The organism is Blastomonas natatoria, assembly GCF_003201955.1.
GTDB lineage: Bacteria > Pseudomonadota > Alphaproteobacteria > Sphingomonadales > Sphingomonadaceae > Blastomonas > Blastomonas natatoria.
The window spans coordinates 21,200-41,138 of sequence record NZ_QJJM01000018.1; the positions used below are offsets into that span (position 1 = coordinate 21,200).

General features: G+C 60.4%; 19 protein-coding genes. 5 read left to right on the plus strand and 14 right to left on the minus strand.

The features are described 5' to 3' along the window. Positions 1–133: 133 nt before the first annotated feature. The 11 genes from C7451_RS17540 to C7451_RS17590 all read right to left on the minus strand — a co-directional run bounded on the left by C7451_RS17540 (position 134) and on the right by C7451_RS17590 (position 11,847). Positions 134–517, minus strand: a complete 384-nt coding sequence (locus C7451_RS17540; protein ID WP_244182012.1) for a copper-binding protein — start codon at positions 515–517, stop codon at positions 134–136. Continuing rightward, positions 514–3,648 (minus strand): efflux RND transporter permease subunit, encoded by a 3,135-nt coding sequence (locus C7451_RS17545; protein ID WP_110300197.1) that lies wholly within the window; start codon positions 3,646–3,648, stop codon positions 514–516. The genes C7451_RS17540 and C7451_RS17545 overlap by 4 nt, the downstream gene beginning before the upstream one ends. Next, a complete protein-coding gene (locus C7451_RS17550) occupies positions 3,645–4,877 on the minus strand; it encodes an efflux RND transporter periplasmic adaptor subunit (RefSeq protein WP_110300198.1) in 1,233 nt (410 codons plus the stop codon). Before C7451_RS17550 ends, C7451_RS17545 begins: the two co-directional genes overlap by 4 nt. After that, a complete protein-coding gene (locus tag C7451_RS17555) occupies positions 4,874–5,932 on the minus strand; it encodes a TolC family protein (protein ID WP_482758282.1) in 1,059 nt (352 codons plus the stop codon). Before C7451_RS17555 ends, C7451_RS17550 begins: the two co-directional genes overlap by 4 nt. Before the next feature lie 657 nt (positions 5,933–6,589). After that, entirely contained in the window at positions 6,590–6,940 is a 351-nt protein-coding gene (locus tag C7451_RS17560; protein ID WP_409581504.1) for a hypothetical protein, read from the minus strand. Between the two features lie 161 nt (positions 6,941–7,101). Continuing rightward, positions 7,102–7,782 carry a cytochrome c3 family protein gene (locus C7451_RS17565; RefSeq protein WP_244182013.1) on the minus strand — a complete coding sequence of 227 codons (681 nt, stop codon included), beginning with the start codon at positions 7,780–7,782 and terminating at the stop codon, positions 7,102–7,104. Between the two features lie 44 nt (positions 7,783–7,826). Then, a complete protein-coding gene (locus C7451_RS17570; RefSeq protein WP_110300202.1) occupies positions 7,827–8,555 on the minus strand; it encodes a hypothetical protein in 729 nt (242 codons plus the stop codon). Beyond that, a complete protein-coding gene (locus tag C7451_RS17575; RefSeq protein ID WP_244182014.1) occupies positions 8,555–10,270 on the minus strand; it encodes a 2Fe-2S iron-sulfur cluster-binding protein in 1,716 nt (571 codons plus the stop codon). The genes C7451_RS17570 and C7451_RS17575 overlap by 1 nt, the downstream gene beginning before the upstream one ends. A 217-nt stretch (positions 10,271–10,487) precedes the next feature. Continuing rightward, the gene (locus tag C7451_RS17580; RefSeq protein WP_110300204.1) at positions 10,488–10,829 is read right to left on the minus strand and encodes a hypothetical protein; all 342 of its coding nucleotides are present in this window, start codon (positions 10,827–10,829) and stop codon (positions 10,488–10,490) included. A gap of 86 nt (positions 10,830–10,915) precedes the next feature. Then, the gene (locus tag C7451_RS17585; RefSeq protein ID WP_110300205.1) at positions 10,916–11,374 is read right to left on the minus strand and encodes a heavy metal-responsive transcriptional regulator; all 459 of its coding nucleotides are present in this window, start codon (positions 11,372–11,374) and stop codon (positions 10,916–10,918) included. A gap of 122 nt (positions 11,375–11,496) precedes the next feature. Continuing rightward, positions 11,497–11,847: a hypothetical protein gene (locus tag C7451_RS17590; protein ID WP_110300206.1), complete on the minus strand. Its 351-nt coding sequence runs from the start codon at positions 11,845–11,847 to the stop codon at positions 11,497–11,499. A 313-nt stretch (positions 11,848–12,160) separates the two neighbouring features. Here C7451_RS17590 and C7451_RS17595 point away from each other — a divergent pair, with 313 nt between their 5' ends. Next, on the plus strand, positions 12,161–12,493 hold the full coding sequence (locus tag C7451_RS17595; RefSeq protein WP_208625251.1) for a four-helix bundle copper-binding protein: 333 nt from the start codon (positions 12,161–12,163) through the stop codon (positions 12,491–12,493). A gap of 196 nt (positions 12,494–12,689) precedes the next feature. Here the strand turns inward: C7451_RS17595 and C7451_RS17600 are convergent, their stop codons facing one another. The 3 genes from C7451_RS17600 to C7451_RS17610 all read right to left on the minus strand — a co-directional run bounded on the left by C7451_RS17600 (position 12,690) and on the right by C7451_RS17610 (position 16,271). Further along, complete coding sequence (locus C7451_RS17600) at positions 12,690–14,975, minus strand: heavy metal translocating P-type ATPase (protein WP_279629506.1); 2,286 nt, start codon at positions 14,973–14,975, stop codon at positions 12,690–12,692. A gap of 190 nt (positions 14,976–15,165) precedes the next feature. Then, positions 15,166–15,597 carry a DUF411 domain-containing protein gene (locus C7451_RS17605; RefSeq protein ID WP_244182016.1) on the minus strand — a complete coding sequence of 144 codons (432 nt, stop codon included), beginning with the start codon at positions 15,595–15,597 and terminating at the stop codon, positions 15,166–15,168. Beyond that, positions 15,597–16,271, minus strand: coding sequence for a class I SAM-dependent methyltransferase (locus tag C7451_RS17610; protein WP_110300208.1), 675 nt, complete (start codon positions 16,269–16,271; stop codon positions 15,597–15,599). Before C7451_RS17610 ends, C7451_RS17605 begins: the two co-directional genes overlap by 1 nt. 174 nt (positions 16,272–16,445) lie before the next feature. Between C7451_RS17610 and C7451_RS17615 the strand changes: the two genes are divergently transcribed. The 4 genes from C7451_RS17615 to C7451_RS17630 all read left to right on the plus strand — a co-directional run bounded on the left by C7451_RS17615 (position 16,446) and on the right by C7451_RS17630 (position 19,848). Continuing rightward, complete coding sequence (locus tag C7451_RS17615) at positions 16,446–16,724, plus strand: hypothetical protein (protein WP_110300209.1); 279 nt, start codon at positions 16,446–16,448, stop codon at positions 16,722–16,724. Beyond that, positions 16,721–17,161 (plus strand): periplasmic heavy metal sensor, encoded by a 441-nt coding sequence (locus C7451_RS17620; protein WP_110300210.1) that lies wholly within the window; start codon positions 16,721–16,723, stop codon positions 17,159–17,161. The genes C7451_RS17615 and C7451_RS17620 overlap by 4 nt, the downstream gene beginning before the upstream one ends. Beyond that, complete coding sequence (locus tag C7451_RS17625; protein WP_110300211.1) at positions 17,158–17,724, plus strand: RNA polymerase sigma factor; 567 nt, start codon at positions 17,158–17,160, stop codon at positions 17,722–17,724. Before C7451_RS17620 ends, C7451_RS17625 begins: the two co-directional genes overlap by 4 nt. 246 nt (positions 17,725–17,970) lie before the next feature. Next, complete coding sequence (locus C7451_RS17630; protein ID WP_110300212.1) at positions 17,971–19,848, plus strand: copper resistance system multicopper oxidase; 1,878 nt, start codon at positions 17,971–17,973, stop codon at positions 19,846–19,848. The last annotated feature ends 91 nt before the right edge of the window (positions 19,849–19,939 follow it).

Sequence of the window (19,939 nt, forward strand, 5' to 3'; positions counted from 1 at the left end):
CAGCACAGGCACCAGAAGAACTCGCCGGAGATGCATGGCCGTTGCAGTCGCCAGCCTCTGGCAGGTTTCTTCGAAATCCTGGTCTGGTCCGTTATTCTCCAAGCGACCATTTGCAGACCGCTGAAGCTCAACCCTATTCGACGGCCGGATTTTGTGCGGATATCCTCGTTATCCGCCCTACCTTGCCATCCCAATCGATCTCGAAATCCACCCTGTCGCCCACCTTTACCCCACCAAGTTGCTCTGGTTCAGCGGTGAATTCCATAGTCATGGCGGGCCACTCCACGCCGGTCATCGGTCCGTGATCAAGCGTGATCGCCCCCTTGGCGGCATCGATCGCGGTAACGGTACCGACCGCGACACCATGCTGCATTGCTCCGGCGGCAGGCATGTCAGCCATATCGCCTGACTTGGTGGTGCCGCTCGGGACAGCTGCGGTGGTGTCCGATTTCTCCTGACAAGCGGTAAGGGCGGCCATCAGCGTAAGGCTGCATGCAAGAATAAGGACCTTCTTCACTTAACTTCTCCTTCGGGTGGAGCAGGATGAACATAACGTCTGCGCATCAGCAGATAAGCAGCCGGGATGACGAGCATCGAAAGCAGCGGAGCGGTGAGCATGCCGCCGACCATGGGTGCAGCAATGCGGCTCATCACTTCTGACCCGGTGCCGCTCCCGATCAGGACCGGCAGAAGGCCTGCGAGGATCACCGCAACCGTCATCGCCTTCGGCCGCACCCGGAGCAATGCGCCTTCGCGCACCGCGTGAGCAACATCGCCAGACGCAGGCGCCTCGAGTGCCTGTTTCAGGTAGATCAGCATCACCACTCCGAACTCTGCCGCAACGCCGGCGAGTGCGATGAAGCCCACTGAAGTTGCAACTGACTGGTTGTAGCCGAGCCAGTAGAGCATCCACAGCCCTCCGGTGAGTGCAAAGGGGAGCGTGACCATGATCAACAGCGCCTCGTCCCAACGGCGGAACGTGAGGTAGAGCAGGGCAAAAATGATTGCGAGCGTGACGGGGATGACCAGCTTCATTCGCTCTTTGGCGCGGACCAGGAATTCATACTGGCCAGTGTACGATACGCTGACACCTGGCGGCAAGGTGACCTTCGTGGTCAAGGCTCGGTTGATGTCTCCCACCAGCTGCTGCATGTCGCTCCGGGTCCCATCGACATAGATCCAGGTGACCGGCCGGCCGTTTTCGCTACGCAACATTGGCGGTCCATCGCTTATTCGCAAAGCTGCAACCGTGCCGAGCGTGATTTGCTGGCCTGAGGGAGTAAGCACCGGGAGATCCATGAGCTTTTCGACACTGTCGCGCATTTCGCGCGGATAGCGTACACTGATGGGGTAACGAGCAAGCCCTTCGACCGTCTGACCGATGGTCTCGCCGCCAATTGCTCCCGAAACCACGGCATGAACGTCTGCGACATTAAGGCCGAAACGCGCAGCGGCGGCGCGGTTGACATCGATATCAATATAGCGCCCGCCAGAAAGCCGTTCTGCGATCGCAGATGAGACACCCGGCACGCCCTTTACCACCGTCTCGATGCGCTTTGCGGCTTGGTCGATCTCCGTGAGGTTCGATCCGGCAACCTTGATCCCGATCGGGCTCTTGATCCCGGTGGCCAGCATGTCGATGCGGTTACGGATCGGCGGAATCCAGAAGTTTGCAAGGCCTGGCACTTTTACCCTCGCATCAAGTTCATCGCGAAGTTTTTCAGGGGTCATGCCTGCTCGCCACTTGTCGCGGGATTTGAAACGGATCGTCGTCTCGAACATTTCGAGCGGGGCAGGGTCGGTTGCGCTGTCAGCACGGCCGGCCTTTCCAAAAACACTCTCAACCTCGGGCACGGTCTTGATCAGCCGGTTGGTCTGCTGGAGCAAACGGCCAGCCTCAGCTGCCGAAAGGCCGGGCAGTGCCGAGGGCATATAGAGAAGGTCGCCCTCGTCCATTTGTGGCAGAAACTCGGCTCCAATACGAGAAGCCGGCCAAATGCTGGTGGCGAAAACCAGCATGGCGATCAGCAAGGTCTGTTTCGGGCGCCTGAGCACCCAGTCGATCAGGGGGCGGTACATGCGGGCAAGAAAACGGTTAAGCGGATTTTCCTCCTCGCTCGGGATCCTGCCTTTGATGAGCAGGCCCATCAGCACCGGAACCAGCGTGATCGACAGTATCGCCGCGGCGGCCATGGCATAGGTTTTTGTGAAAGCAAGCGGCGCGAACAGGCGGCCTTCCTGGCCTTGCAGCGCGAAGATCGGCAAGAACGAGAATGTGATGATGAGGAGGCTGAGGAACAGCGCGGGACCAACCTCGCTGGCTGCCGTGGTAATCAGCGCCCAACGCGTGGTCGTGTCAGGCTCTGTGTCCTCGTGCTCGTGACGCCAGTGCTCAAGATGCTTGTGCGCGTTCTCGATCATCACGACCGCGGCATCGACCATCGCGCCGATCGCGATGGCAAGGCCGCCCAATGACAGGATATTGGCATTGAGGCCCTGCAAGCGCATCACCATGACCGCCATCAAAATGCCCAGCGGAAGCGTGAGGATCGCTACCAGCGCGGAGCGCGCGTGCCAGAGAAACAGCGCGCAGATCAAACCGACAACAATAAACTCCTCAATCAGCTTCGCAGTCAGGTTTTCGATTGCGCGGTCGATCAGGCCAGAACGATCATAGGTGGTAACCACTTCGACGCCCGGAGGCAGACTCTTTGTGAGCTCGTCGAGTTTGCTGCGAACACCTTTGATCACATCGCGCGCATTCTGGCCCTGACGCATGACAATCACGCCCCCGGCGACCTCGCCCTCGCCATTGAGTTCCGCAATTCCGCGCCGCATTTCAGGCCCAAGCTGGACGATGGCGACATTATCCACGGTCACCGGTACGCCGGAAGCGGCGGTGCGGATCGGCACGGCGCGGAAATCCTCGATCGATCTGAGGTAGCCGCTTGCACGCACCGTATACTCTGCGCCCGCCAGCTCGATGCTCGATCCGCCAGTTTCCTGATTGGCCCGCTTCAGAGCTTCAACGACATCCTCACTTGTCACCCCAAAGGCGGCAAGCTTAATTGGATCGAGCACGACCTGATACTGCTTCACCATACCGCCGATACTGGCGACCTCGGCAACACCCGGTACGGTCTTCAGTTCGTACCGAAGAAACCAGTCCTGCAGTGACCGGAGTTGCGACAAATCGTGCCGCCCCGTCTTGTCAATGAGCGCGTATTCATAGACCCAGCCCACCCCTGTTGCGTCCGGACCGAGAGATGCGCTTGCGCCTTCCGGTAGACGACTTTGCACCTGGCTGAGATATTCGAGTACGCGGCTGCGCGCCCAGTAAAGATCGGTCCCGTCATCGAAGAGGACGTAGACGAAACTGTCGCCGGTGAATGAATAGCCGCGCACCACCCGCGCGCCGGGCACCGAGAGCATGGTCGAGGCGACGGGCGTGGTGACCTGATTTTCGATGATCTGTGGGGCCTGCCCCGGCCATGATGTTCGGATGATGACTTGCACATCGGACAGGTCGGGCAGGGCGTCGACCGGTGTGTTGCGCAGTGATACAATTCCCGCGACGGCCAGAACGAGCGCGGCGGCGATAATTATGCGGCGCCGCTTGATCGCGGCACGGATGATCGCGGCAATCACTGCTTATCTCCAATGGGTCTGGCAGAGACACCAGCGAGACTTGCTTCGGAATCGAGCAGGAATTGACCCGAGACTACGACCTTTTCGCCAGCGGACAGTCCTGCAACAATTTCTGTCTTGTCGCCGCTCTCCCGCCCGGTACGAACTTCAGCGGGGCGGTACCGGCCATCGGGAAGGGCCAGCATGATGAGCGTTCGCGCACCGGTGCGGATCAGAGCGTCTCTCGGGACAAGCAACGCGGACCTGTTGTCTCCGTCAAAACTGACACTTGCGAACATGCCTGGGCGCAGGCGTCCCCCACGATTGGCAAGCTCGATCCGCACGGTCATCGTGCGGCTGTCGGGCTGCGTGATCGGCAGGATCGCTGTGACCTTGCCGGTGAAGCTCTCACCAGGGAAGGCGCTGAGTGCTATCCTTGCTCCTTGACCAATACGGATGAGGTTCGCCTGCGCTTCCGGCACTGCGGCATTAAGCCACACTGTCCTGATCCCGCTTATCTGTGCAAGGCTCTGCCCTGCCGCGACCGTCATTCCCTCACGCACGTCAAGCGCCTGTATCGCACCAGCAATTGGTGCGCGAATAGTCACAGTCCCGTTGGTTCGGCCGGTTCGCTCGACCTCATTGATCAGTGCATCTGACATGCCCATGAGCTTCAGACGCTGCCTGGCTGCGTGGGCGAGGTCTTCCTGCCCGAGCCGCTTGACTGCCAGAAACTCGCCTTGCGCGCCGCCCCATTCGGGTAACTGGAGATCGGCAATCGGTGCGCCCGCACCGATCACATCGCCCGCGGCACGGGCGTAGACGCGGGTGACAAAGCCGCTCGAACGCGACTGGACAATAGCAATATCGCGCTGATTGAAATCGATCGTGCCTGTAACCGTCAGGCCCGATGGGAGAGAGCCAAATGTCACCGTTGCGACGCGCATTCCGAGACTTTGTCTCGCATCGGCATCCACGCGCACACCTGGCCCTGCGTCCGGAACTTCATCGGCATATTTCGGGATGGTCTTCATTCCCATCGAAGAGAGCGAGTTGGGATTGTTGTAGCGTTCGGTCGGCACCATGGGATCGTACCAGTAGAGGATCTTGCGGCCGTTCTGCGCCGCGCTCGTATCACTGCGTTGTGAGGGGTCACGCTTCCCTAACCAGAACCCGCCAACGCCAGCAACGGATGCAACTGTCAGAAATGCCGCAGCCCATCGCGCGGTATTTTTTGGGTTCATTGTCATGGCTTGACTCCTCGATAGGTGTAGCTGATCCGCACAGCGTCGCGGGCCGCGTCGGCTTCGCGCGCCAGCGCGTCGACTTCCGCTTCTGCGAGAGCAAGCGATGACAAGAGCGCGCTGCCCAGGTCGAGCCTGCCAGCCGCATAGCTCGCCAGGTCGAGCTCAGCCCGGCGCTTGGCGAGTGGGACCAGCACCTTTTGTGCGTTCGCCACAAGCTCAACATGCATGGCATGAGTTGCAAGGTCGGTTTCGAGTGACGCGAGGATTTCTCGCTCTGCGGCGACCCGCGTCAGATGCGCCCGCGTCTCGCCGAGAAGGCTGGCAGCGATTCTGGGGTTCTGCCGACGCTTGGCGAACAGCGGCAGATCTATACTCACACCGACCGAGACCATGTCGCCGAAGGCCGGGTCACGGCGGCCGTAGCTTGCGCCAATCCGCCAGTCGGGATGCTTGTCAGCACGGGCGAGCCCGGTATCGGCTTCAGCGCCGGTGATCCCGGCATCTAGCGCCTTCAGGCGTGGAAGCAATGAGATATCTTTAGTCAACGCATTGCGGTCTATGGCGAAAACAGGAGGATCGCCCATGACATCGGCAGTAGGATCACCAGTAAAGCGGATCAGCTGGGCGCGTGCGCGCGAGACCTCTGCGGCCAGTTCACTGCGCCGATCATTGACGGCGGCACGCAACTGCTCGGGTTCCAGCGCCAGGGCTGGACGAGCAGAGCCTGAAGCCAAGCGGGCAGAGACGGTCGACTGAAGATCGTTCAGAGCTTCGTCGAGTTGCTTCAGCTGTGCCAGTTGCCGCTTGGCGTAATGGAGATCGATCCACGCAAGTGCGGTCGCGAGCCGAACATTCTGAGCCTCAATCGCCAGCTCAGCCTCGGCCATGCCAATGTCCGCGATTGCCCGTGTGCGCTGCGCACTACGTTTGGCCGGATTGGGAAATGGCTGCTCGATCCCGATCCGCGTCATCGTCATGCTATCTGCAGTAAAGCTATAGGCCGGCGGGCCGGAGACCGGAAAATTGTCGATACCGAGGTTGAGGCTCGGATCGGGCAAGCGCCCTGCGGCCACCGCCGCATCTCGACTTGCCTCGACGCCGGATACGCCAGCCCGGATCGATGGTGCATCGCGCGTGGCACGTTCGATTGCCGCCTCGAAGGAGAGCGGTTCGGCAAGCGCCGCACCAGACACTGCCGCGAGAAATGGTGCCAAAAGAGGCAGGTAATGGATTGTTTGCATGAAGCTCTCCTCGTGGAGGCTACCGTGCCGATATAGATGGCCGGGCTCGGACTGACGCGGCGCCGACGGAGAAGATACCTCCGCCGACGCCGCGTGCCCGGCCAGTTATTTTCTGGTTATCGGCCAGGCAACGGCCTTAGCCGATTGCGGGAACCCGGGCCTTGCCGGACATGTCCATCGTGCAGCCCGATGCATCAGCCTTCATCGCGGAGCACTTGCACGCGGCGCTGTTCGCCACGTCATCGCTGATCCATACGCGGACGAGCGCCGGCGTTGTTGGTCTCGGCCCTAGTTGAGATCGGGAGCGCCATTCCCAATGGCCGCCTTCAGGCGCCTGGGCGAAAGCAGCAGAGACGGGGGCTAGAAGCCCTATCGCAGCGGCGAGCAGAAGTCCTGTCTTCATGAGTATTTCCTTGCTTGAACGATTTAACGGCGCGCAGGCAAGCAGACGGGCCCGCAGCGCTACACTTCGGCTCAAGCAAGAGGTGTGGGCGGCTCGGGCTCAGGGCCGATAATGCGGCCTGTCAACGTGGCGACAGGCCTTCGCGCTGGAACCCAGGCGTGCAACAACATCGGCTCTGTGATCGGCAGCAAAGGAACCAGCGCCACCGGCACAGCGCAGCCCATCTTCGCAACGCATTCGGGCGTCATGCCTTCACAGGGCTTTTCGGGCTTATCCGGTTGAGCCACCCCCATCATCTCGGCGCAGCCGGGGTCCATCGCGCCAGCATCAACGTTTTGATCAGCCCAGGTCAGGGGCATGCTGTTCGCGAACGCGGTTTCCTGGCCCAGGAGACCCAGCAAAGCTCCGACAAGCATGATCAAGGAGAAAAGCCGCCGCACACGATCATAATCGGCGTGGATGCGAAACGTGTCAAATCTATTCGATCCTTTCTCTCAGTTTGCGAGTTAAACCCGCACATCCTCCTCCGGGCTGCTCACCGCTGCTTTGGCTGGCGGGAGACCTTGCGATCAGCGCCATCCGCTCAATGGTGGTCGTATAGCCCAAGGTTACGGATGTTGTTCCAACTGTCGGTGGTGTGGCATGCGGCACATTGATTGACCGGAGCGCGTTCCCTCGCAACGCGCTGAGAGACCATTTCGAAGTGCATCATGAAGTGACTGGGCGGTGCTTTGTGGCACTCGGCGCACTGGCCTGAGTTGACCGATGGGTGCCTGAAGGCGTCGATCTTCCAGTCGACCAGAGTATGGCAATCCTGGCAGTCCTTGCCGAATGAACCTTGATGCCGATCGCGCGCCGCATGGCAGCTTATACAATTGAGCGCGTCCGTGGTCTCTGCATGTGTTTTCGAGATGCGTACATCTCGGGTCCGAAGCGGACCGCGCCAAAGGTCTGGATCGAGCAAGGCCTCATGATCCATGCGAGCAAGGCTCGCGCCCCCGTCATGTTCAACATGACAGCTTGTGCACTCTTTCGCTTTGGCATGAAAGCGGGTCGACGCCTTGGTCCCGAAATCGGTTTGGATGTGGCAGGTGATGCATTTCTGCGCCTCAACGCCTTGGTGCGGTGTGTGGCAGGTTTCGCAATTGCGCCGAAGCGAGGCGTGAGCGGGCGACAAAGGTCCAGGTTCAATCAGCGCGGTCCAACCTGCAATCGCGCGGCTTCCAGCGGAATGGGTCGTCAGCGGGACGATGACGACGAGCATCGCCAGTACCAGGGCATATATGCCGTAGAGGAGGCGCGCGCCATTCACAGCCAGCGAAACCCGAAGTAATAGCCAGCCCAGATGTGGAGCAGCAGCAGCGCATAGAGAAGTGTGCTGGTGACGACATGGATCGCTCGCCATCCCCCAAACAGGCCGGCAGCCGCGCGTTCGGCGCGCACGGCGTATTCGGCATCGGCAAGAGCCTCGGCACGTCGTCTGGCATCAGCGATATCGGCGAGCTCGAATTCGTCGGCCGGGGCGAACAAGAACCGCCAACCTTTGCTTTTCGGTCGACCTCCGCCTGCAATGGGCACGGCTCTTGCAAGATCCGCTTCGAGTCCCAACCGGAGCACTGCAAGTTCGGATGTACGGGCGCGGACGGCTCTTGTGATCTGGACCAGGAAATAACGACCGACAAACCCGCTCCAGACGACCAGTATGACAGTGCCGGTCAGTGCGATGCCGAGCGGGCTCTCGAACTTGTGTGCCGCGTGGACAAGTGCGAGGATTGGCCCCGCCACACCCGCATAGATGTGTATCGCCAGCAAAGTCCGCTTCTCGATCCTATGATCGAGCCATCGTCCAAAACGCCCAATACGCCGAGCGGCGACATGAACGAGAGGAAGGAGCATCAGTACCGCAGCCGCGATCCCGGTCAAGCTTCCCGCCAGACTGCCGGGAAAGCGCGGCGACGCATGAACCACGAAACCGAGTGGAAAGAGAAGCACGAAGGCTGCCGCCAAGGTCATCAAGATGTCGCCGCGCTCGCGCATCAAGCTTCCACCACCAAAGGACCTCGGGTGCAACGTGCCTGACAGGCGAGCACATAGCCTTGTGCCTTGTCGTCGGGGTCGAGACCGGTCTCGGTCTCCATCGCGGTTTCCCCTGCTAGCAGGCGGGTAACGCAAACCCCGCATTCGCCAACCCGACACGAATAGGGGATCTCAACACCGGCTGTTTCGGCAGCCTCGAGGATCGTCTCGTTGGTGTGGAGTGGCGCCGAAACGCCGGCTACCGAGAAGGTTACCGTTGTTGCCGCCAACCGTGCACGGGCCGACGCAACGGGCAGGGGTCCCGCCTGCGCGGCACTCTGCTCGCCAGGTTCGTCGATTGGCAGCGAAGCGGGTCCGAACGCCTCGCTGAATATCTGCGCCTCGGGCACCCCGATCTGCATCAGGATTTCGCGCATGGCGGCCATCATTGGCGGTGGCCCGCACAGATGGATGCGCCGTCCGACGATTTCGGGAACCGCGCTTTCAAGCAACTCGCGGGTGATGTGTCCTTTGGGTCCATTCCAGACCGTTCCCGGCGATCGTTCCATCGATGCAAAAACACTGAGATTGGGGTGGCGGCGCTCGAGCTGTTCGATCTCCTCCCGGAAGACAAATTCGTCGGTCGAGCGGGCTGCGTAGACGAAGAAAATCTCGCCGGGCCAGGCCGTATCGGTCAGGAAGCGCAGTACTGACATCATCGGCGTGATGCCGACGCCGCCGGCAATCAGAACGATGCTCTCAGCTTCGCTCCCGGTGAAGGTGAAACGGCCGAATGGTCCTGCAATTTGAACCCGGTCGCCGGTTGTGACGCTATCGTGCAGATGGCGTGAGACAGCGCCCTGCGTCTCGCGCTTGATGGTCAATTCAACATAGGCGCGCTGCGTCGGTGAAGAGGCGATCGTGTATGACCGCTTGGCTTTGGTGCCGTCCTCCTTCAATACCGCGATTTGCAGGAACTGGCCGGGCAGGAAGTCGAAAGGAAGCCGATCGGAGCCTGGGAGCACCAGGCGGAAGGTCTTGACCGTCGGCGTTTCGTTGAAGATTTGGGCGACGCGCAGCTCGCCGCTCCAGGGGCGAGGTTTGCCCGTGGGGGCAAGACCAGAGAGGTCCGGGTGACGTGCCGACTTGCTTGTAGGGCCGGAGATGCGCGGGCTGGCGATAGCCTGGCCAGGGGCGATCGGCGACGGGCCTGCCAAGTCGGTCGCCGGCGCCGCGTGCGGGACCGGGACGACGAGTGCCCTGACACGGCGTAGCCGCAGCATCTGCAGAGCTAACAGCGCTCCCAGTGCGAGCAGGGTGGCCGCCATGAACAGCCAATGTCCCGGCGTAAGGCCCCACAGCCGTCCTGCCATAGAAGCGTGTGTGTCGGCGGGCGTAAGCCCCGTTTCCAAGCGGAACCATTCGTTGGCGACGCTGGCGCCGCTTCTCTGTCCGTTGAGGACAGCAGTCGTGGCCGAGCCGCTTTCGATCAGCGCTGCTGCCTCGCGCAGCTGGGTTGCAATTTCGGTGCCGTCGGTCTCGCCGGGACCATGTGCTTTGCTTGTGACTTCGCTCGCCAGGCGCAAACCGCGATGCACCCGCGCGTTCGCCTCGACGGCCGCGCGCTCGCGCGCCGGTCGGTCGAGTTCTGGAAATGCCAGCAACGCGGAATAAGTGCTGGTCTGCTTGCCCATTTGCATCTCGCCGCCCATCATCTCGTCCATGATCTTGGACATGGGGTTGGCGCCGGATGGGGCGGCAATAGGAGACGGTGAGACTGTCTGCGGCGCAGCATCCGATGTCGCGGCGCCACCGGGATGATGCGCGGCATGATCGTCGGCTGATTGCGCGGCTGCCGCCTGGCCGATGATGGCGGCAGCCGCGATGAGGAAATGCCGCGCGAGGCGTTTCGTGAAGACGATACTCATGTTGGCCTACGCCCGGCTGTTTCGCTTACATGTCGTTCATCGGCATCGGGTCGGCCTTGTCCTTGGGCGGAGCGTCGGTGGCGGCCTTGCTTCCCATGCCTTTCATCCCCGGACCATGCGAAGCAGCCGGCCCCATCTGATCGTGGGGCATGGAGCCATCCTTCATCGAATCGTGCATGGCTTGGCCCTCGTTCATCTGATCGTGCATTTCGCGTGCAATTTCTGACGGGTCGTCTTCTGGAGTGCTGGTATCGGTCTTGGTGGCAGCGACGTTGTCGGCCTCTGATGCCGGGCTACAGGCACCCAGCGCTGCGGTAATCGCGAGCGCCGATACGAGCGGGGCCCATTTGGGGCTAAGCAAAGCCATGATCGTTCCTTTCTTCTGAATGAAATTTCTCTATCAGGCAGCGCTGGCTGGCCAAGGCCGTGCGCGGGAGACGTCTTGCGAGGAGGTCAGCTAGCAACCTGTTGAGGGGGGTTTTCGGACCACTGCTTGAGCTGGCGACGGGATTGCGGATGGGCGATATACCCGAGGATCGGGCAGTCACTGACAGGCACATCCACAGGACAATCCGCGACCAGCTGAGCAAGAGCTCTTTTGATTCTCCGGAGCTGAGAAAGCTTGTCCGACAGACTGCGGATCTTCTTTTCTGTGAGTTCGACAACCTCGGCAGCAGACTTGGCCTGAGAGTGCCGCAACGATAGCAGCAGCACGATCTCGCTCAGTGTAAACCCGAGCAGCTGCGCGGTCTTGATGAAGTTGACCCGTTCTACATCGTCGCGCCCATAGATGCGATAGCCGGAGGCCGTCCGGTCGGGTTCGGGCAAAAGACCAGAGCGCTCATAATAGCGGATGGTGTCGCGCCGCACGCCACATGCTGAAGCCAGCGCCCCGATGGTGTAACCTTGCATTTGCGGCTCCTTTCAGATGGGTTCGCTTGTTCCCAGACCCGTAGGCATCGTCTCATTGGGGCCATGCATCCATCTTGGGCTGGAGCGGGGCAGCCGCCGGCCTGCGTTGCCCCGCTCACTGCTCATTTGCGGCTGAGCTCGACGATGTCGTGCTCCTTGAGCTTGCCGTCGGTCACCTGCGTGCGAGCAAAATGATCATCGATGATCTCGGTGATCTTGACCTCGCCAACCTTCACCCGCTTGTAACTCGTCTGCTCGGGTCTGTGCGCGTGCCGGTACTCAACCCGGTAAACATCCAGAACCTGACCGGTCTGCGCGCCGTCGGCCTTGCCGATGCAGATCACCGGGCCCGTATCCTCCATCGCGACGACGTGCCCGCGCATGAAAAAGCTATGCTCCATGCCCTGGGCGATCAACGGTGAAGCGCTGATCAGCGCGGCGCCGATCAGCAAGGATGCGAAAATTTTCTTCATATCACGATGCTCCTACAAAAGGCCGCAGCCGCTGCCGCAGCCAGCGATCAAACTGTTAATCCTGCGCACAAAATCAGAAATTTATGCAGACATACTTCGGGACGAAAAGGCGCATGCTCCACGTCTGATCGCAGCACCGAACGGGCTTATGCACCTTCGACCATGGTCCTAGGTCAAGGGAAATCTGGATCATTGATCTTCGTCAAAATGCGATCAGAAAAATCTGAAAAGCGACCATTGACCAGGGACCGTAGTCCGGAGCGTAGAACGCCAAACGACCTGACAAAGGTCTCAACTCATTTGGAGAAAAATGATGTCGAACAACCATCTCGACTGCCTTGCCGCATGCAACGCCTGCGCAGATGCCTGCGATACTTGCACCGTCTCATGTCTCAGGTCAGATCAGGTTCAGGCCATGACGCGATGCATCGAGCTCACGCTCGATTGCGCAGCCCTTTGCCGCCTCGCGGCAAGCTTTATTGCGCGCAAAAGCAGCTTCGCCAAGCAGCTTTGTTCGCTCTGCGCGGAGGTATGCGAAAGCTGCGCCGCTGAATGCGGACAACATGCTCATGATCACTGCCAGGCTTGTGCAGCTGCATGCCGCAAATGTGCCGAGGAATGCCGCAAGATGATCGCAGCTTCCTGATCCAGCCGAGGTCGCCGTCGCTCGGTTACCCGGACAACGGCGACCTCATTTACCAACTACATAGATGAGCACCGAAGCGGCGCGACAAGCGGTCGCGCAGTCTGACTTCTTCTGGTTCCCGAGGCCAGAGATGTTTACATCCTGCACCGGCAGAAGTGCAAGAATCCTGGAATTCAGAAATCTGTCCTCGTAGAAGTCACAGAGAAATCTGTCGAAGCCGCAACGAATTGCCGATCACGCTCACCGAAGACAGCGCCATGGCCGCAGCAGCAATGATGGGTGACAGCATGATCCCGAATACGGGATAGAGTATTCCCGCTGCCACCGGAATGCCTGCGACATTGTAGGCAAAGGCAAAGAACAGGTTTTGGCGGATGTTTTTCATGGTAGCATGGCTGAGGCGGCGAGCGCGCACAATCCCGGTCAGATCACCTCTCAGCAAGGTTACGCCGGCGCTCTCGATCGCGACATCGGTCCCCGAACCCATCGCGATACCCACATCTGCGGCCGCCAGTGCCGGTGCATCGTTTACTCCATCGCCGGCCATGGCGACGATGCGTCCTTCATCCCGCAGCCGTTTCACGATCGCGCTTTTCTGATCCGGTAGCACATCGGCTTCAACATCCGCAATGCCGAGACGCCGGGCGATTGCTTCGGCGGTGACGCGATTGTCACCTGTCAGCATGATGACATGAATGCCTGCTTGAGCCAGAGCAAGGAGCGCTGCGGGCGTCGTCTGCTTGACCGGATCGGCGATGCCGATGGCGCCGGCAGCCTGGCCGTCGATGCCAAGAAAAATGGCTGTTGCGCCCTCACTGCGCAGGTCATCTGCGCGCTCCGCAAGGGCGCCCAGCTGGATGCCCTGTTCGCCAAGAAAACGAGCATTGCCCGCAACGAGGCTGCGGCCATCGACCTGGCCGATGATGCCCTTGCCGACGGGTTGATCGACATTGGTCGGCTCGCTGATCGCGAGCCCTCTGATTTCGGCTTCGCGTACAATCGCCAACGCCAGCGGATGTTCACTACTGCGTTCAAGACTGGCGGCAAGGCGAAGAAGATCGTCCTCATCGAAGCCGCGAGCGGTTTCGATAGCAACGACAGCCGGCTTGCCTTCCGTCAGTGTTCCGGTCTTGTCGACCACCAGCGTGTCGATCTTCTCCATACGCTCGAGGGCTTCAGCGTTCTTGATCAGGATGCCGGCCTGCGCGCCGCGTCCGACGCCCACCATGATTGACATCGGCGTGGCCAGACCAAGCGCGCAGGGGCACGCAATGATCAAGACGGCCACGGCTGCGATCAGGCCGTAACCCATAGCCGGCGAGGGTCCCATCAGCGACCAGGTGACGAAGGCTATGGCAGCGACTGCGATAACTGCAGGCACGAACCAACCAGAGACTGTGTCGGCAAGCCGCTGGATCGGTGCCCGGCTGCGCTGGGCATCGGCAACCATCTGCACAATGCGCGCAAGCATGGTATCGCGTCCGACCTTTTCAGCGCGCATGATCAGGCCCCCGGTCTGGTTGATTGTGCCACCGACCAGTTTAGCACCAGCTTCCTTGCTCACCGGCATCGACTCGCCGGTCACCATGGATTCGTCGATCGTGCTGCGGCCCTCGACGACCGCGCCATCGACGGGCACTTTTTCTCCCGGACGCACGCGCAACGTGTCGCCGACCAGGACCTGGTCCAGCGCAATCTCTTCATCGCTGCCATCATCGCGAACACGGCGAGCGAGCTTGGGGGAGAGATCGAGCAATGCACGAATCGCGCCGCTGGTCGTCTCCCGGGCCCGCAATTCAAGCAGCTGGCCAAGCAGGACGAGCACCGTGATAACCGCTGCGGCTTCGAAATAGACAGCAACCGAACCGTCATCGGAGCGAAACGCTGGCGGAAATATTCCCGGCACCAGAGAGGCGGCCATGCTGTAGATCCAGGCGACCCCGGTCCCCATGGCAATCAGCGTGAACATGTTGAGACTGCGACTTTTGATCGATGCCCAACCGCGCTCGAAAAATGGCCAGCCCGCCCACAAAACCACGGGTGTTGCCAGCACCATCTGGATCAGGTTTGCAAGGTTTCCGTCCAGAACATGACGCAGGCCTGTCATGTGCCCACCCATTTCGAGCGCGACCACCGGCAAGGCAAGCACGAGGCCGAACGCGAAGCGGCGCTTCATATCCTTGTATTCGTCCGATGGCCCATCGCTGAGGGTCGGGGTCATCGGCTCAAGCGCCATGCCGCAGATCGGGCAGCTTCCTGGGCCGGACTGCTGGATCTCCGGATGCATCGGACAAGTCCAGATTGCGCCTTTTGGAACGGGACTGGGCAGCTGGGGGGAATCGCTTATGTACCGGCCAGGATCGGCAGTGAACTTAGTAAGACAGCGCGCGCTGCAGAAATAGTGATGAACGCCAGCATGGGTGAGGACATGCTTAGCGGTTTGCGGATCGACCTTCATCCCGCAGACCGGATCCGTTGCCATCTCCTCCAGGTGAGGCTGGTGGTCATTCTCCCCGCGATGGCGATGCTGCGTCTCGGTCATGTTCATGCTCCTTGGGTAGCCCATTGCACATGGCGATGTGGTTTCAGCCTTAGATCGAGAGGATATGCGGCCCTCTTAAGGTTGTAAGGCCCGGCTGCGGCTCGAAAGCTCTGCGACTAAACGTCAGCGTCTAGTAGCTCTTGAAGACCATCGGCTTGGCCGTGCCGAATGCGATCACATTGAACCGGTCACGAGGGCGCCCCGGCACTTCCATCCCCGGCGAACCGAGCGGCATGCCGGCGACCGCCAGACCCTTCACGCCTTTCGGCTTGGAGGCAAGCACACGCTTCATATCTGCAACCGGAACGTGACCCTCGAAAGCCACCCCATCGATCAGCGCGGTATGGCACGACACCAGATCTGCGGGCAGGCCAATCTTGCGCTGCAAGCTTGATCGTTGTCGGTCATCAATGACCTGGACTTTGCGACCGAACGCTGAGCGCACCTGTGCGGCCCACTTTTCGCAACATCCGCAGCCCGGATCACGGTGCATGACGATGTCGTTAGCCGCCAAGGCGGATGACGACATCAGAGCGAGCAAAATCGCGAACTTCTTGACCATTAGTGCAATCCTTTCATGATGTCTTCACTGCTTGGCACAACAAAGATCGAAATCGTCCCTGTCGGCGTATCCAACTGATAGCTTGATGACACCGTGCGGCCACCAAGCTTTCCGAGCTCGGCCTCAAGGAAACCATCGATATGGGGCTGGGTGTCGGTCTGTCCGTCGATCAACTGGATAATCCGAAAGGCTTGTCGCATGAACCAGCTGGTCGGCCGGGCGTAATCGGCAACAAACACTTTGCCGCCGGGGGCGGCAGCGGCAAACATTGCGGCGAGCCCGGCTCGCTTGCCCTCGAGTGGCACCTGATGGAATACGAGGCTCGACACGACCTTGTCGGCCGGGCCGCAGGCTACCGCATCCTGCGCGAAACCCTTCTTCCATTCGATGGAAACGCCTGCGACTGCGGCTTTCTCTCTTGCGATCGCCAAGGCTTGCCCGTCAGGGTCAAGGCCAATGATGGTGGCTTGGGGTTCGCGCTGCTTCATAACGATCGCAAGCGATCCTGTCCCGCAGCCCACATCGAGGATCGTTTCCCCAGCCTTGGGGTCAAGCAGGTCCAGCAAGGCACTGCGCCAGCGACGTTCGCGCGTCAGCAATGCCACGCCGCGGTCATACAATTTTGTCGAAGCAAACCGGCCCGCAGCCGGAGTGAAAGTTGGGGTTTCGCTCATGCTGCATCCTCGTACTGTCAATCACGGCAAGTCGCCGACTTTGCGATCGATCCCTTTGTCCACACACACTGATACGCATGTCGCCGCATTATCCCTCACGATGGTTGGGCAAAAATATTTTGAGGGATCTTATCATAAGATGCGTATGTGAAATGAACGTCCGGGAGATTGTAAATGTATGACCTTGACCATTCGCTGCGGGCCCTTGCTGCACAGCCCATTCCCGCGCACCTCGCTATGATCGACGAGGCCGTGTTCGCAGGTCTGGAGGCACATCGGCGCGAAGTTGGTGCCGGATCCCGGCTGATGGGCCTCGCCGGCGCGTTTGCGTTAGTGCTCGGCGTCATCTCCGGTACATTGGCGGATGCCAGCCCCGCGATAGCCCAGCCACTTTCGCCTTTTTCGCCCGATAATCCTCTGGCGCCCTCCACGCTGCTGGACGTTCATTCATGACCCGGACAAAGCGCCTGCTCGTGATTGGGCTTGTTGCATTTGGGGCAGCTCTTGGGGGCACGTATCTTGGCCGTGAGCTGCTTGCGAGCACAGGCGAGGACGAGACGGAGTTGCATGCGCTCCTGCACAGCGAGCTTGACCTTGACGCGCAGCAGGCGGCAAAAATCGAGTTGATTGAACGCCGTTTTTCAACCCGCCGGAAAGCACTCGAGCTCGAGATGCGCGCCGCCAATGCCCATCTTGCCGAAGCGATGGAGGCCGAACACGGCTACGGGCCGGAGGTTTCGGCTGCGGTCGATCACACGCATCAGGTGATGGGCGAACTGCAAAAAGAAACGCTGGAGCATCTTTTCGCCATGCGCGCGGTGCTTACGCCCGACCAGGCAGCACGGTTTGACCGTACCGTAACAAAAGCGCTGACACCAGAAGTGCAGTGACTTTCCCGCTCAGCCAGGGGAGCGACAGCGAACTTGCGGTTCTCGCACTTGCTGGTCGTCAGGATGCTTACCGGGAACTGCTGGCACGCTACCGTGAGAAAATCTTCCGGTTCGTGGCTGCGTCGGTTGGAGATTCTCAAGAAGCAGTAGACCTCACGCAGGAGACGTTCGTTGCAGCATTCGCTTCACTTGGAAAATATGATCATGACCGACCATTCCTGTTCTGGCTGAAGCGTATCGCGCTCAACAAGTGTCGCGACTGGTCGCGAAGACGAAAAGCCCGGGCATTCTTCGTTCGGGCGGAGCCGATCGAGCTCGCATTCGAAGTCGCTGATGACGCCACATCCGGCGATGTGCAGGCAGAGAGCCGGGCTGAACTGAAGCGGGTTTCAGCCGCTATCTCGCGCCTTCCGTCACGGCTCAGGGAAGCGCTCGTGCTTCGCACGATTGATGGGCTAAGTCAGTCAGAAGCGGCTGCTGTGCTGGGGGTAAGCGAAAAGGCGGTCGAGACGCGACTGCATCGCGCGCGAGCCCGATTGAAAGCAAATCTCGAAAGCAAATGACCACTGGCCGCCGAATTTAGGCGCGGGGACTATGGGCTGACCCCGAGTGAGCCAGTGCGTCTGGCCGATAAAGCTGGTCATCGTCATGCACAGCGGCCATCGCAAGCAAGTTCGCTGATCGCCCCGAGCTGCCGCCTATCCTGCGCAGCAACCGATCCCGCCCTGCTAGCGTAGTTCATCACTGCAAAAGTCGAGAGACGCGAAAAAAATTTGAGGGGTGTCCGCATCAGGCGCGTATATGCTTGTATGAACACTCCGATCCTTACCCGCCGCCACCTGATTGCAGGCCTCGGTGCCGCGTCAGCCTTTGCCACTGTGCCCGCCTGGGCGCAGGGCCACAGTATCCATCGTGATCAGGGAGGCGGACACGGTCGGGGTGGCCCGCTCATTCCTGCTGGGTTCGGTGAGCTTTCCGGCGAAGTGATCGATCTGACCGTGGCCAGCGGTCATCGCATCGTCGAAGGACGGCGTGGTCCGGGTGTCGCGGTCAACGGGAGCGTACCCGGTCCCTTGATCCGCTTGCGCGAAGGGCAGAACGTCCGTCTCAATGTCACGAACGAACTGGGTTCGGACACGTCAATCCATTGGCACGGCCTGCTCGTCCCGTTCCATATGGATGGTGTTCCCGGCGTGAGTTTCCCTGGCATTCATCCTGGCCAGACATTCAGCTACGAATTCCCGATCCGGCAGTCGGGGACCTATTGGTATCACAGCCACTCCGGTTTGCAGGAGCAATCGGGGCATTATGGCCCTCTGGTTATCGATCCTTCTGGTCCGGAACCTGTCGAGTTCGACCGGGATTACATTCTGCTCCTCAGCGATTTCACGGTGCTCGACCCGCATTTCATCATGAGCCGTTTGCGCACCGGCGAAGGCTACTTCAATCGCCAGCAGAACACGTGGACCGACGACTATCCGCTGTCTGCGCAAGAGCGACGCATGTGGGCCCAAATGCGGATGATGCCGACCGACATCATGGATATCGGCTCTCCGACCTACACTTTCCTTGCCAATGGGCGAGGGCCGACCGAGGGGCTTGAATATCTGTTTCGTGCCGGTGAGCGCGTAAGGTTGCGGGTCATCAACGGCTCGGCGCAGAGCTTCTTCAACGTCCGCATCCCCGGCTTGGCAATGACCATCATCGCCGCAGATGGCCAGAACGTCCGGCCGGTTGAAGTCGATGAATTTCAGATCGGCACGGCAGAAACCTATGATGTGATTGTTACGCCAGGGAATGCGGAGGCCTATGCGATTGTCGGAGAGTCGATGGACAGGTCGGGAATGGCGCTGGCCATGCTGGCGAGCCGTCCCGGAGCGCGGGCGGATGTACCCGCTCTGCGCGATCCACCGCTGCTGACGATGGGCGACATGGGCATGGATCACGGCTCGGGTGGCATGGACCATAGCGCGCCTTCTGCCGATACCGGTGCCAAGGAAGCGATGGGCAGTGCGGGCGCCATGGACCATGCCGCGATGGGTCATACCACACCTGATGCATCAATGGGCGCTTCGGATGACACTATGGCTGGGATGGCAATGGGTGGCATGAGCATGGCCGGCATGAAGATGCGCGACACGACGCTGCTGCCTCCTGATGTCAAGGTCGGCCCCGGCCTCGACATGGTCTCGATGTCTCCGGTGGACAAGATGGGAGATCCCGGTCTTGGCCTGCGGGACGTGGATCACCGCGTGCTCAACTATCGCATGCTGACGGCGCTTGAGCCGAATCGTGACACGCGCGAACCTTCGCGGCTCCTCGAGCTGCATCTCACTGGCAATATGGACCGCTACATGTGGTCTTTTGACGGGCGAATGTACTCTTCTGTCAGTGATGTTCCGATCCGCTTCGCCTGGAACGAGCGGGTTCGGGTGAAACTCATCAACAACACCATGATGGCGCACCCGATCCATCTTCACGGAATGTTCTTCGAGTTGGTCAATGGGGCAGAGCCAGCCCACCAGCCTCGCAAGAACATCGTGATCGTGCAACCGGGCGCCAGCGCTCAGTTTGACCTCACTGCCAACGAGCCGGGTGACTGGGCGTTCCACTGCCACCTGCTCTACCACATGCACGGCGGTATGATGCAGACCGTGACCGTGGTCGGCCCGGGCGGTGCAGCATGAACCTCCGCCCCCTTGTCTCGCTCCTCCTTGCGGGAGCGGCGCTGAGCGCAGCACCGGCGATGGCCCAGCATCAGGGGCATTCTATGCCGAT